The sequence below is a fragment of the Natrinema gelatinilyticum genome (assembly GCF_024266705.1).
Taxonomy (GTDB): domain Archaea; phylum Halobacteriota; class Halobacteria; order Halobacteriales; family Natrialbaceae; genus Natrinema; species Natrinema gelatinilyticum.
Window position 1 is genome coordinate 538716 of the sequence record NZ_CP100756.1, and the last position, 13321, is coordinate 552036.

9 protein-coding genes, 1 tRNA gene and 1 pseudogene are annotated in these 13321 nt (G+C 64.8%); 6 read left to right on the plus strand and 5 right to left on the minus strand.

Features of this window, described 5'->3' with window-relative positions; translation table 11 throughout:
• Positions 1–22: 22 nt before the first annotated feature.
• Both NJU76_RS02530 and NJU76_RS26685 read right to left on the minus strand, forming a co-directional pair.
• Positions 23–1654: an ABC transporter substrate-binding protein gene (locus NJU76_RS02530; RefSeq protein ID WP_254531240.1), complete on the minus strand. Its 1632-nt coding sequence runs from the start codon at positions 1652–1654 to the stop codon at positions 23–25.
• A 167-nt stretch (positions 1655–1821) separates the two neighbouring features.
• Positions 1822–4548 (minus strand): ABC transporter ATP-binding protein, encoded by a 2727-nt coding sequence (locus tag NJU76_RS26685; RefSeq protein ID WP_278002476.1) that lies wholly within the window; start codon positions 4546–4548, stop codon positions 1822–1824.
• 81 nt (positions 4549–4629) lie between these two features.
• On the opposite strand from NJU76_RS26685, the gene NJU76_RS02550 reads away from it, so the two are divergent.
• Positions 4630–5121, plus strand: coding sequence for a DUF7529 family protein (locus tag NJU76_RS02550; protein ID WP_254531241.1), 492 nt, complete (start codon positions 4630–4632; stop codon positions 5119–5121).
• Positions 5122–5220: 99 nt separating this feature from the next.
• On the opposite strand, the gene NJU76_RS02555 is transcribed toward NJU76_RS02550, so the two are convergent.
• A complete protein-coding gene (locus NJU76_RS02555) occupies positions 5221–5697 on the minus strand; it encodes a universal stress protein (protein ID WP_254531242.1) in 477 nt (158 codons plus the stop codon).
• A 162-nt stretch (positions 5698–5859) separates the two neighbouring features.
• Here NJU76_RS02555 and NJU76_RS02560 point away from each other — a divergent pair, with 162 nt between their 5' ends.
• Entirely contained in the window at positions 5860–6324 is a 465-nt protein-coding gene (locus tag NJU76_RS02560) for a DUF5799 family protein (RefSeq protein ID WP_254531243.1), read from the plus strand.
• 148 nt (positions 6325–6472) lie between these two features.
• Complete coding sequence (locus NJU76_RS02565) at positions 6473–6763, plus strand: DUF7545 family protein (RefSeq protein WP_254531244.1); 291 nt, start codon at positions 6473–6475, stop codon at positions 6761–6763.
• A gap of 129 nt (positions 6764–6892) precedes the next feature.
• On the opposite strand, the pseudogene NJU76_RS02570 reads toward NJU76_RS02565, so the two are convergent.
• Positions 6893–10198, minus strand: a pseudogene (locus NJU76_RS02570) (DUF7282 domain-containing protein); the annotation flags it as partial.
• Between the two features lie 426 nt (positions 10199–10624).
• Between NJU76_RS02570 and NJU76_RS02575 the strand changes: the two are divergent.
• The 3 genes from NJU76_RS02575 to NJU76_RS02585 are packed head-to-tail and all read left to right on the plus strand — an operon-like array spanning position 10625 to position 12646.
• The gene (locus NJU76_RS02575; protein ID WP_254531246.1) at positions 10625–11209 is read left to right on the plus strand and encodes a biotin transporter BioY; all 585 of its coding nucleotides are present in this window, start codon (positions 10625–10627) and stop codon (positions 11207–11209) included.
• Positions 11210–11234: 25 nt separating this feature from the next.
• Positions 11235–11948 (plus strand): energy-coupling factor ABC transporter ATP-binding protein, encoded by a 714-nt coding sequence (locus NJU76_RS02580; protein WP_254531247.1) that lies wholly within the window; start codon positions 11235–11237, stop codon positions 11946–11948.
• Entirely contained in the window at positions 11942–12646 is a 705-nt protein-coding gene (locus NJU76_RS02585) for an energy-coupling factor transporter transmembrane component T family protein (RefSeq protein WP_254531248.1), read from the plus strand. The genes NJU76_RS02580 and NJU76_RS02585 overlap by 7 nt, the downstream gene beginning before the upstream one ends.
• 545 nt (positions 12647–13191) lie before the next feature.
• Here the strand turns inward: NJU76_RS02585 and NJU76_RS02590 are convergent.
• A tRNA-Thr gene (locus tag NJU76_RS02590) sits at positions 13192–13265 on the minus strand.
• Positions 13266–13321: the final 56 nt, after the last annotated feature.

Consider the following 13321-nt stretch of genomic DNA (forward strand, 5'->3'; position numbering starts at 1 on the left):
AATCTCTCGTCACGGAGGTGCTTTACTCGAGTTCGACCAGGTGGAGGTGGGGGCCGCCGATGGCAGATACTGTGTAATTACTGACATTATTGCGAACACCGCGGATCTCGTCGGCGTAGTCGATGTAGACCCAGGGCGCCTCGTCGCGGGCGATCTGTGCCGCCTCGTGGTAGAGTTCGGCGCGCTCGTTCTCGTCCGCCGTTCGCTGGGCCTCTTCGATGAGATCCATGTACTCCTGGTTCGCCCACGCGCCACGATTGGACGTGTTGTAGCCCTCCGTACTCCACTCGACCCAGTCCTGTCCGCTGGGGGACTCGACTTGCGGGTGGAGCAGGACGTAATAGAAGTTGTCCGGGTCGGCGTTGTCCGTGTACCAACCGGCCAGGGACGCATCGTGACGGCCCTCGGACGTGTAAGTGAGGTAGTCCGAGAACTGCCGCTCGTCGATCGTGACGTCGATGCCGATTTCTCCGAGGTTCGTCCGAATGGTCTCCGCCGTCGGGAGTGGAGCCGGGTTGTAACCGCGTGCGTTCTGGAAGGTCGTCAGCTCGAAGGCGAAACCATCGCCGTATCCGGCCTCCTCCAGCAGGGACTGGGCCTGGTCGGGATCGTACGAGTACGGACTGAGGTCGTCGTTGTGTCCGAAGAGCGCCGGCGGGCATGGCTGATCGGCCTGCTCGGCGATACCGGAGTAGACCTCGTTGACGATCGATTCGGTGTCGATGGCGTGACTGATGGCCTGTCGAACCTGGGGATCACGGAACTCCTCAACGCGGGACTGGTTGAACACCATGTATCCAATGTTGATGCCTTGCCCGGATTTGATCTCGGCGGCGTCGGAGTCCTCGACCGTCCCGATGTTGTCGGGTCCGAGGTTGTCGATGATCTCGAGTTCACCCTCGACGAGGGCCTGGGTACGCGTGGAGTTCTGCCCACGCTCGATGAACAGGAGTTCGTCCACGTTCGGCCCGTCACCCCAGTAGTTATCGTTCGGGGTGAGCAGGATGCGGCCGTTCGAGTTGTCGAGTTCCTCGAGTTGGAACGGGCCGGTGCCGTTGGCGTCCGCGTTGAAGTCGAAGTCACCTTCGATGCCATCCTTCGGCAGGACGACGGCGGCGAACATCGCGAGGTTGCGCATGAACGGCGCGTACTGCTGCGTGAGCGTGATGTTCAGCGTGTAGTCGCCGTCGGCTTCGACGGAGTCGATCCAGCTCCCGAGCGTGAATGGGCCGTACGCGGAGGCCTCCTCGAAATAGTACTCGTACTCCTCGTCGACGAACCGTCGGTAGGTCGCAACGAAGTCGTCGGCAGTGAAGTCGGTTCCGTCGTCGAACTGCGCGTCCTCGCGCAGTTGGATCGTGACGTTTTCGCCGTCCATCGTCCAATCGGTCGCGAGGCTCTCCGTGATCGCCGCCTCGCCGGGCTCGAAGCCAATGAGCCCGTCGTAGATCTGGTTCGTGACCTTCGCGACTTCGCCGCTGGTCGTATTCTGCGGGTCGAGGGTGTCCGAGTGCGAGCTGCGCCCGTACCGGAGCGCAGCGCCACCGTCGCCACCACCCCCGAGACACCCGGAGAGAGAACTCGCTGCGGTCGCGATGACCGTTGTGCTACCGGCAGCCTTCAGGAAGCTTCGTCTGGAAGCGTGATGTGGCATAACACTATCCCTTGCCTCCGCATACATAATATTAACGAGAACGATTTAGACGAAGCCATAGTTGTATCCGGTGTCTTAGTCAAGGTATCAAAATTCCGCACCATCTGCCCGGGGTTTGGGCAGCGTGACCGAAAACAGATTCCAGATCCCGCCGATAGCGCACCTGTCTACTCGGCGTCGGTGAAGAGATGACAGGCGGCCGGGTGTTCGCTGCCGCCGAGTTCGGGATCCCTCCTCTCGCAGACGCTCTCGAACGCCTCCTCGAGGACGGCCTCGGCAGCCTCCCAGTCGTCGTCGTCGAGGTGGCGATAGGATTCGTCGACGGCCTCGCGGGCGCGACCCGTCAACGGACCGTCGAAGAATTGCGCATCGAGCGCGGCGGAGAGATCACTGCCCCCGTCGGCGACCGCGCGTGCTGCTGGGGTCTCGCCGGCGGTCACCTCCCTGGCTGCCTCGAGGTCGATGTCGCGGGACGCCACGCGCTGTCGGTAGAACATGACCTCGCGGTAGCGCTCCTGCTCGATGTCGAGATCGTCGGGCGGGATGATCGACGGACACCGCGTCCGGAAGTGACAACCAGACGGTGGGTCGATTGGGGACGGCACGTCGCCTTGCAGAATGGTCCGGTCGTCGGTGTCCGCCAGCGGATCCGGCTCGGGGATCGCGGACAGCAACGCGTTCGTGTACGGATGCTTTGGTTCCGCGAACAGTTCGTCGGTTTCCGCGCTCTCGACGATTTCGCCGAGGTACATCACCGCCACGCGGTCCGAGATGTGCCGGACGACCGAGAGGTCGTGGGCGATGAACAGGTACGTCAACCCGAACTCCTCCTGTAGGTCCTCCAGGAGATTGATGATCTGTGCCTGCACGGAAACGTCGAGAGCCGACACCGGCTCGTCGGCGACGATGAAATCCGGGTCCACTGCGAGGGCGCGAGCGATACCGACGCGCTGGCGCTGCCCGCCGGAGAGTTCGTGCGGGTAGCGATCGTACTGGCTCTCGTCGAGTCCAACCTCCTCCAAGAGTTCGACGACGCGCCGTCGACGTCCCCCCTTCGCGAGCCCGTGAATCTTCAGCGGCTCCATGACGATCTGGCCGACGGTCATCCGCGGATCGAGGCTCGACATCGGATCCTGGAACACCATCTGCATATCCTTTCGCTTCTCCCGGAGCTCCGACTTCGAGAGGTCGCCGAGGTCCTCGCCAGCGAACACCACCGTTCCGTCTGTCGGCGGGTTGAGGTGGAGGATCGCGCGGCCCGCGGTCGACTTGCCGCAGCCAGACTCGCCGACCAGACCGAGCGTCTCGCCCTCGTGAACGTCGAAGCTCACACCGTCGACGGCCTTCACGCTAGGCTTCCCGCCGACGAATCGGTCGAGGAGCCCATCCGCCTGCGCGTAGTACTTGCGCATCTCGCGGAGTTCGACCAGTGGTTCGCCGACGTCGTGGTCGGTCACGGTCGCGACTCCCTCGTCACCGTATTCGCTTTCGTCGAAGTCCTCGAGGATGCACTTCGACCGGTGGTCGACGTCGTCCGGGCCGTGCTGGCGGAACGAAATCTCACCCTCGCGACACTCGGGCTGGGCCCACGGACAGCGGTCCGCGAAGTGGCAGCCGTCGGGCAGGTCGATGAGGTCTGGAACGTTACCCTCGATGGGGGTCAGGCGGTCCTTCTCTTCCGACGGAATCGACTCGAGGAGCGTGTACGTGTACGGGTGGCTCGGGTTGGTGAAAATTTCCTCCACGGGACCCTCTTCGACGATTTCGCCGGCGTACATCACCGCGACTCGGTCGCAGGTCTCCGCGACCACCCCGAGGTCGTGGGTGATCATCAGCACCGACATTCCGAACTCCTCTTGCAGGTCGTCGATGAGCTCGAGTATCTGCGCCTGGATGGTCACGTCGAGGGCGGTCGTCGGCTCGTCGGCGATGAGGAGACTCGGTCGACACGCGAGCGCGATGGCGATGAGGACGCGCTGGCGCATGCCGCCGGAGAACTCGTGAGGGTACTCCTCGAGGCGGGTGGTCGCCTCCGGAATCCCGACCTCGGTGAGGATCTCGACGACGTCCGCCACGACTGCCTCGTCGTGTTCGTTCCCGCCGATCTTCGGGAGGATCTCCCGGACGGCGTTCAGCCACGTGTCCCGTTTCCGTTTGCCGTACCGGTGGAGTCGCAGGGACTCCGCGACCTGTTCGCCGACGGTCACGGCGGGATTCAGGGACGTCATCGGGTCCTGAAAGATCATTCCCATTTCGCCGCCGCGGACCTTTCGCATCGCCTCCCTGGGCGCGTCCGTCAGGTCGACGACGCCGTCATCGACCGCGACCTCGTCGGCGCTCGCACCGCGCTCGAACTGCTCGCGCGCTGCATCGTCCATGTAGACGAACCCCTCGTCGGCATCGTCGACGGCGGTCTCGAGCGTGTCCGCGACCACGAATTCCGTCGTATTGTCCTCGAGTCGATCGGCGACGTCCCGGAGAGACGGTGCGAGCCCTGCGGGATCGTCGCGGTCGGCGAGGTCGGCGGCCATGCCGCGCAGTTCCGACGCGGCCGAGTCGCCCCCGTCGCCGGCGCGGAGGTCCGCCACGATCGATCGGATCGCGTCCACGAGTTCGAAGGGGTACGGGACGACGGCGTCGTCGAACTCGTCCGCGAGTTCCGCAGCCAGGTCCGCGCGCCGCAGGGACACGCGTCCGTCCACGACCTCGCCGGGATCATCGACGAGATCCATCGCTGAGAGTGCGGTCACGCTCTTACCGGAACCGGACTCGCCGACGAGGCCGACGGTCTCGCCTTCCTCGATGGTGAGGTCGATGCCGTCGACGGCTTTCACCGCACCACGGTTGGTGTCGAACTGCGTTCGGAGTCCGGAGAGGGACAGGAGGTCAGTCACTGGCAGCAGTTCTCGACCCAGCGATCAAATACCTTGCGGGACTTGACAACGCTTATCTCCGATGACACCTGCGGTGCAGACATGGGCGAGAATCCAGCGGGCTCCGCGCCCGGCGACACCGAAACCCGATCCGGCTGGCGATCTGTCGTCCAGGACATGGCGGCGACCGCCGGCGAGTATCGCAACCGCGGCTGGACGACACTCGAGCTCCACCCCGGGGACTCCGTGCTCGTGAATTCTGATACGCGGACGGGCCTCGACGTGGTCCTGCCGGGCCCAGAGTACGAGGATCTCGAATCGCTGACCGAGAACCGGGCGTTCACGGACGTGGATGTCTTCCGCGGGGAGCACAGCGGCACGGTCTACCTGCTCGTCGTCGAGAAAGATCCGGACAGCGAGACAGCCGTCTTCGTTCCAGCCTACTACGATGCCGGATCCAGCCGCGAGAAACTCGAGACCGTCCGGGCTGACGGCCAGCTCCGATTGTTCTGTAGGCGGCTGAACGACGACTACGTCGAGTTCGTCCACGGTGACGTGACGCCGTTCCTCCCCGAATCGTTACGGGACGAGTAAGTCTCGGCACGCGGATCTGTGTCTCGCTGAGATTGCAGTGAGCGTCGTTGGCACACGTCATTCCCTACGCCGTCCGGCCGGCGGTCGAGAACGGTTCGGTCACTCCGCGGCGAGTCGCGGCTCTCCGGATCGATCGTCGGCGCCCTCTGGATCGACTTGTACTGTCAGGACAGGTACCGACGCACGACGGATGACTCGCTCGGTGACGCTGCCGAGTAACAGCCGGTTGATCCCACCGCGGCCGTGGGTACCCATCACCACCAGGTCGCACTCGTCGGGGTCGGCTTCGTCGACGATGACGTGGCTCGGGGAGCCTTCGCGTATCTCGCGTTCGACCGCGACGTCGTCCGGTGCGAGTTCTTCGACGCGGTCGACCGCCGACCGTCCCTTTCCGTGGAGCGCGTCGGTGATCCCCTCGAGCGCGGTTTCCATTGGCAGCCCGCTGTAGCCGGCCGCATTGACGACGTAGAGCGTACGAAGGGTCGCGTCGTGGGTCTGCGCGAGCTCGAACGCATACTCGAGGGCGTCTTCGACCTCTGGCGAGCCGTCAGTCGGAACGAGGATGCGGTCATACATTGCGATACATGATAACATACAACAATCGCGTATAAGAGCGTTATCCCGCTGCGAGCGACCGTCAGTTCGATGAACGAATTTCGGCGGTGGCTCTGCCACGAACCGCAAGGAAACCGTCTGAGGAGGGAAACGCTGATACAGCCACCGACCGAACCGGGGGGCATGAGCGACAACCCGTGGACAGATCGGATCGTCGGAGAGCGGATGACCGTCGATCAGGAGTTTTCGACGCGGATCGAGGAGTCGCGGTTTTCCAACCAGCAGTGGAGCCTGATCATGACCGCGACGGAGTTCGAGATCGATCATCCCGACGACCCCGATAAGGCCCGGATCGTCGCCAACACGGACAAAATCGACGGTATCATTCCCGAACTCGAAAATATTCAGTCAGGAATGGGCCAGATGGCGGGCCAGGGAGCAGGCGGCAGCTCGGATTCCTCGAGCGGCGGCATCGTCGATTCGATCATGGGCGCACTCGGAATGGGCGGAAACGGCGGGTCGTCGGAGGCGAAACAACGCGAAGCCGCCGAACGCCTCACCCAGGAGTACGCCGACGAACTGCAATCACACCTCGAGACGAAAGGGCGATGGGAGTCAGTTCGACGCAGTGCCGCCGACGGCGGGTAACCCGGTCCTCGGATCGCCAGTCGACGCCGCGCCAGACGACACGGGGTACCTCAACGGTGTGGGTCGACCGTCTCGGGGAACGTCGTCGCTGACGACGTATCCGACGCAAGCCACAGCATCTATAGGGTCGGTTACCGAGCGTAAGAGTATGAGCGACGAAGTCAAGACGACGACCTTCTCGATCAGTTCCGAAGACGACGCGACAGACGACGTGACCATCCCGGCCGGTCTCGTCGACCTCGTCGCCGAAGGTGACCAGACCGACGCCGAAACGATCGGCGATGTCGTGCTGCTCTCGTTCGCCAGCCGCGCCCACCACATCGTTCACCACGGTGATTCCGCCGACGACGAACTCGAGGCCCAGGAATCGAAAGTGATGGACCTGTTCGAGGAACGATTCGGTGTCACGTTCGGCGAAGCGACCGGACATCAGCACTGACGCCAGACGCGTCGCGAACCGTAACCGTAGACGTCGAAGCAGAAACGGAAGCAAGCGTTCTTGCGGATGGAGAGAGCAAACGTGGGCGACCGGCATCTCCGGTTCGACCACCTAGTCCGACGCGGGGATGCTCGCCTCGATCGTCACCGATTCCCGATCGTCGTCGGTCGTGATCGTGTGCGTCGACGTCCCGGCCGGGAGTTGCGAGGAAACCGAGAGCGTCGTCGCTTGCCCACCGGCCAGCGTTACCGACGTCTCCGCGACCGGCTCATCGTCGATACTGTACGTCACCGTCTGCGTTCCCTCGCGGTCACCCTGATTCTCGATTGTCACGTCAACTGATACTTCCTCGCCCGCCAGCCCGCTCTCGGGAGCTGACACGTCAGTGATCGCGAACGAAGCCGGCTCACCGGTCGGCTCGACTGTGACTGTCGTCTCCGCGGTCTCGTTCGCAGTCGACATTTCGATCAGGTATTCGCCCGGCTCGAGGTCCGACGTCTCGTAATTCAGTGTGACCGACCGAGACGCTCCGGGCTCGAGCGAGACCGACGTCTCGTTGACGGGAGTCCCGCCGATCGCGAGCGTGACGTTCTGGGTTCCGTTCGCGACGCCGACGTTCTCGACTTCGGCCTCGACTGCGATGGGGTCGCCCCGCTCGACCGGACTGTTCGTATCCGTGATCGAGACGCCGAAATCCGTCGGTCGGTCAGGGGTTCGTTCCTCGAGGCCGTAGGCGATCGTCTCGTTCGCGAGTACCGCGTCGTCGTCCGCAGCGACGACCGCCACCTCGAGGGTCGCGTTCTCGGCGAGCGGCGGCTCGAGTTCGATCGTCTCGTTCACGACCGTTTCGTCGGCTCCGAACGTTTCCGTCACCGCGAGTTGCGTCCCGTTCTCGTGGGTGACCGCGAGCGCGTACTCGACGGTCGCGCTCGCCTCGTCCACCGTCAGCGTCGAGCCGTTGCCTGTCTGGTTCGACACAGACAGCGTCGCATCGGGCACCTCGTCCGGTGCCGCTACGACGCCGTATTCGATCGTCTCGTTCGCGAGCGTCGCACCGTCTTCGCCGACGACCGAGACGTCGACCGTCACGTTCTCCTCGATAGGCGGTTCGAGCGCGAGCGAGCGGTTCGCGACCGCTTCGCCGGCCGAGAACGTCTCGCTCTCGACCGTCTCGCCGTCGTAGGTCGCGGTCACGGTGTACGGAACGGACGCGTTCGCTGCGTCGATCGAGAGGGTCGAGCCGTTGCCGGTCTGATCGGCCACCGACAGCGTCGCGCTCGCGTTTTCGGTCTCCGCCGTCTCGTTCGTGTCTTCGGGCTCCGCCGTCTCGTTCGCGTCTTCGGGCTCCGCCGTCTCGTTCGCGTCTTCGGGCCCCGCCGTAACCGTCACGAACGCGCCGCCGAGGACCGGCGCGCCGGCACCGGTGACGTACGGCGCGTCCGTCTCTCCGCCGGAGTCGACGTACCCGAACGTCTCGTCCCCGTCCGTGTCGTGGTGGGGGACGGCCACGAACGCACCGCTCCCCGCGAGCGGGTCGTCGAGTTCGATCGTGACGTTTTCGTGCGTTCCTGGTTCGAGGTAGCTCGAGACTCCGATCACGCCCGTCGGATCGATGTCGAGGGCACCCCCCTCGTAGACGGCCACGAAGCCACCCTCGGAGAGCGAGACGTCCTCGATCGCAACCTGCTGTCCGTCGGACGTCTGGTCCGAGACGTCGACCGACGCAGTTCCCTCGAGCCGATCGACCGTCTCGATCTGTTGATCGGCGATGACCTCGACGCGCTGGCCGATGACCGTGGCGTCGTCGGTCTCCTCCTGAACCGCGTAGGCAGTCGCATCCGCCGCGGTCTCCGCGGTCACGCGCTGGAGCTGCTGGACGCTGATCCGCTGGGACTGCACGACTTGCGCCGTTTCCTTGCAAGTGAGTCGCGCCGCGGTCTGTATCTGTTCCACCGTCGCCGTCTGGGCCTGTGTGAGCGCGCCGCTCGCCCCACCCCACGCGAGGGACTGCACCTGCGTCACCTCGACGAGTTGCGTCTGGGTCACGGAGCCCTCACCGGCACCGAAGGCGGCGGCCTGAATCTGCTCCACGGACACCGTCTGTCGCTGGACTGCAGACGTCACCGCGCCCTCCGCCGCCCCGATCGCAGCGTACTGGATCTGCGTGATCGAGACGGTCTGCCGCTGGACTAGCACGCCGCTCGCGCTTCCGGTCGCGGCGGCGTGGATCTGCTCGACGGTCGCCTCCTGGCTCTGCGCGATCGCGCCCTTCGCCGCGCCGAAGGAGGCCTCCTGGACCTGTGTGATTGAGACACGCTGTATCTGCTCGATGCGGATCGACTGGACCTGTGTTAGCGCGCCTCGGCTCGCGCCGCGGGCCGCGGCCTGAGTCTGGCGAACCGACACCCGCTGTTTCTGGACGAGCGCGCCCTTCGCCGCGCCGGCGGCAGCCTTCTGAATCTGTTTTATTGTCACCCGCTGGCGCTGCTCGATCTCGACGCGCTGTTCCTGACTGACGTTCGTGCGCGTTCCCCCGTCGATCGCGCCTGCGGCCGCACCCGCCGCCGCGTGCTGGACGTGCTCGAGCGTCACCCGCTGGCGCTGTTCGACGGTGACGCGCTGGTACTGCGTCAGCGCGCCGTAGGCCGATCCCTGCGCTGCCTCCTGAATCTTCGGCACCTTCTTCACTGCTTTCTCGCCTGCCTCCTTCGCGGCGCCCGCGGCCGCACCCCTGGACGCGACCTGTATCTGTTCGGCGGAGACCTTCTGACTCTGGGCAAGCGCGCCGTGTGCCGCGCCCCAGGTCGCGCCCTGGAGCTGCGTCGCGTTCGCCGATTGCGACTGCGAGAGCCCACCGTCGGTCGCTCCGGCGACGGCGTGTTGAATTTGCGTCACGTTCACTGACTGTTTCTGTATCAGCGCCCCATGAACTGCCCCCGTCGTCGCCGCCTGCACCTGTTCGGCGTCGATCGTCTGGGTCTGCGAGACGGACGCGCGAGCGCCCTCGAGCGCTGCCGCCCGCTGTTCCTGCGTCACGTCGATCCCCTGTGCCTGAACGAGTTCGATCCCCTCCTCGACGCCGGCTTCGACGGCTTGCTCGCGGTCTCCCTGAAGCGGTATCTGCTCGTCCCCGTCGCCGTCAACCGCCGTCGGGCCATCGAAGGTCACCAGTTCGAAATCGATCTCCGCACCCGGCTGCGAGTCCTCTTGAGCGACGGCCGTCTCGAGCGCGGTTGACGATTCACCTCCGATCATCGTCCCATCAACGGCGGCCGAAGTGTCGCCTGCGCCGGCGGTCGCAGCGATCCCAGCGGTTGCCCCGTCGCCGGCGGTGCCCCCTCCGACGTTTTCGCCGAGCGTCGGGAGCGCGACGACGCTTCCGACCAGTACGGCCGCGAGCACCACGGCGGCCGCGGTGTTCCGACGCCGTCTCATCTGTCGAGGCCTCCCCCGTCGGCGTCCGCAACCGTCGTCTCCCTTCTCGCTCGACTCACCCCTGATTTCGGTCCGTGATAGCTCTCGTCGCCAGCCTTCGGACTATTCGGTTTCATTTCCCACCATCGAGGTGAAAGTTTGCATAAGACCGTCGGCCGTTTCGGTTAGCGAGCCGACACAATTCGTTGTTACCACAGCTTCTCGAGCGGGTTAACGACTGCAGTGGCACACCGACGTGCCACTGCGACCGTCTTCCAGACGCTCCGTTTTGACCGGGTTCTTCATCGAAACTGAAAGGAAGCGGTCTGTTTCGCGTCGCCCACGCGACGGGACTCGAAATGCGATGGCTCGAGACGTTCTCTCAGCGACGTTCCGTTCCGACTCGGAAACCGAAGTTTTGATCTCGGTTTACGAGAGAGCGGAGGTATGGCAACGGATCAAAACGAAATCGAACTCGTCGACGACGACGTTATCAGGCCGTTCGCTCGAGCGGCGATGCTCGCGGCGATGCTTGGTGCGGCCGCGCTCGTCGGATCGATTCCCATCCCGTTCTCGCCGGTCCCAGTGACGTTACAGGTGCTCGTCATCTATCTCGCCGGTCTCTACCTCGGTCCCTACTGGGGTCCGTTCTCGGTCGTACTCTATCTGACCGCCGGCGCGGTCGGCCTTCCCGTCTTCGCCAACGGTACCGCCGGCTTCGGCGTCCTCGTCGGCAACAGCGCGGGGTACCTCTGGTCGTATCCGATCGCGGCCCTACTGGTCGGCGCTGTCGTTCACTGGCGGAGCGAATTCGGAAACCCTGCGGAGCTATCGAGGCCGGTCCTCGTCGTGACGCTGCTTACGGCACTGGCCGTTATCTATCTGCTTGGGGCCGCCTGGCTCGGATACGTCCTCGAACTCAGCGCGGTCAAAGCGGTCGAACTCGGCGTCGTTCCGTTCGTCCCGGGCGACATCGTCAAGATCGCAGCTGCGATCGCCATCGTCGAGGGCGGACGCATCGCGAGGACATGACCTCCGAACGGCAGATTCGGGTTCGATGATAGAATTTCGATCGGTCTCGTACGGGTTCGAGGACGTCCCCGTCCTCGAGGACGTCTCGCTGACGATCGACGACGGCGAGTTCGTCCTCCTGGCAGGGGCAAACGGCAGCGGGAAGACCACGCTACTGCGCCACTGCAACGGCCTTCTGGAACCCGATTCCGGCGAGGTTCTGGTCGATGGGACGCCCGTTGCGGCGAATCTCATCGCCGCCCGCTCGAGCGTTGGCATGGTTTTCCAGCACCCCCGGGACCAGTTCGTCGCCGCCACCGTCGGCGCGGACGTCGCGTTCGGCCCCGAGAACCTCGGTCTTCCGCGAGCGGAGATCGACCGCCGCGTGGCGACCGCGCTCGAAGCGGTGAACATGGCCGGCCGAGCTGATGCCCGGATCGATGCACTTTCGGGCGGCGAGCAGTCTCGGGTGGCGATCGCGGGCGCGCTCGCGATGGAACCCACCCATCTCGTCCTCGACGAGCCGTTCACCGGACTGGATGAGCCCTCCAGGCGGTCGGTTCTCGACCGCCTGGAGTCCCTGTCGAGAGACGGGACTGGGCTCCTCCTCGCGACACACGACCTCCGGGACGTCTGTCAACTCGCAGACCGCGTCATCGCCATGCAAGACGGCCAGATCGCAATCGATGGCCCTACTGAACGGACGCTCGCGGAGCTCGAGGGGCTCGAGGTACGAGTGCCGGACGCCCCACGATGTTGACCTACGACCCAGGCGATAGCCTCGCGCACCGGCTCGATCCGCGGACCAAGTTGGCGGTCCAGATCGGGTTCGCCGCCACCGCGCTATCGCACACGACCCCGCGCGCGCTCGTCGCTTTTTCGGGTCTGACGGCGGTCGCGATGGCCGCGGCGCGGCTGTCGCTCCGCCGGACTATCGTTGCATACCGGTTTGCGCTCCTCGTCCTCGCGGTCGCGCCGCTGCTCGCAGGCGTCACGCTCGGTTCGCCCTGGTTCGATCGTTCGGCTGCTGTCACCTCGGGGCTGGCGACCTATCGCGTGTTGCTCATCCTACTCGTCAGCGCCGCCTACGTCCGGTCGACGCCGGTGCGAGATTCTCGAGCCGCGATCCAGCGGACGGTTCCCGGAAAGCCGGGCGACCTTCTCGGCGTCGGCGTCGGACTCGTGTTTCGGTTTCTGCCCGTGCTTCGAGGCGACCTCCGGACGATTCGCGAGGCGATGGCCGCTCGGCTGGGGACCGAACGAAGCGCGGTCGACCGTGCCAGCACGATCGGTGTTCTCGGTCTCACGCGCGCGTTCAGCCGAGCCGATCGACTCTCGCTCGCACTCCGGGCGCGGTGTTTCGCGTGGAACCCGACGCTGCCGCCGCTCGCCTTTTCACGGATCGACTATCCCGCGCTCGGCCTGGCCGTCGTACTCGCCGTTTCTGCCCTTTATTAGCGCCCAGAAGACGCCGACCGTCGACCCTTCTCCAACGGACCCGGACGGCGGTCGGACGCGGTATCGCCGCTGACTCCCGGACCGCCAGTCCCGTCGGGGGCGAACGCATCGTCAGATAGCCCCGGATCGTTCGGAGTACTGTCTGTCCTCCTTCTGGAGCATCGTCGGTCAGCACCTCCAGGGTAGCGAAAGACGACTCATCGCCGCTGCCATTCCGGAATCCGCCGACGCCGAGACTGGTTCTGCAGACGTCGTGTGATCCATCGGTTCTCTCCCAGGTCACAGCTCCCAAAATTGGCATTCACCGGTTCGACGTCCTCCACATGGCTGAAACTGAAAGATTCCACGCGCTCGAGATCGATCACTGCAATCAACTCTCGTCAGTAGCACGTTCCGACCGCGGCCTCAGTCCGTGCACTCCGAGGACGGTGCGTCGAACGCGTGACGATACCGAGTCGGTCCGCAACGGTGCCGAAGCAAGCGCATTCGTAATTCAAATCCCACCAGTTGCTCGTCCGCTTGTCGCGTTTGCTTGTTGCAGAAAGAGCCGGTGGAGGGATTTGAACCCTCGACCTAATCCTTACGAAGGATTCGCTCTGCCAGTCTGAGCTACACCGGCGCCGTGCGTTTATTCGTAGGGCCGATACCGGGCATAAGGATTGCGAATCGAGGCGC

Bases quoted from the DNA above. Each gene is read 5' to 3' on its own strand.
- NJU76_RS02530 (WP_254531240.1), bottom strand. From the start codon at position 1,654: ATGCCACATCACGCTTCCAGACGAAGCTTCCTGAAGGCTGCCGGTAGC.
- NJU76_RS02550 (WP_254531241.1), top strand. From the start codon at position 4,630: ATGGGCGAGAATCCAGCGGGCTCCGCGCCCGGCGACACCGAAACCCGA.
- NJU76_RS02555 (WP_254531242.1), bottom strand. From the start codon at position 5,697: ATGTATGACCGCATCCTCGTTCCGACTGACGGCTCGCCAGAGGTCGAA.
- NJU76_RS02560 (WP_254531243.1), top strand. From the start codon at position 5,860: ATGAGCGACAACCCGTGGACAGATCGGATCGTCGGAGAGCGGATGACC.
- NJU76_RS02565 (WP_254531244.1), top strand. From the start codon at position 6,473: ATGAGCGACGAAGTCAAGACGACGACCTTCTCGATCAGTTCCGAAGAC.
- NJU76_RS02575 (WP_254531246.1), top strand. From the start codon at position 10,625: ATGGCAACGGATCAAAACGAAATCGAACTCGTCGACGACGACGTTATC.
- NJU76_RS02580 (WP_254531247.1), top strand. From the start codon at position 11,235: ATGATAGAATTTCGATCGGTCTCGTACGGGTTCGAGGACGTCCCCGTC.
- NJU76_RS02585 (WP_254531248.1), top strand. From the start codon at position 11,942: ATGTTGACCTACGACCCAGGCGATAGCCTCGCGCACCGGCTCGATCCG.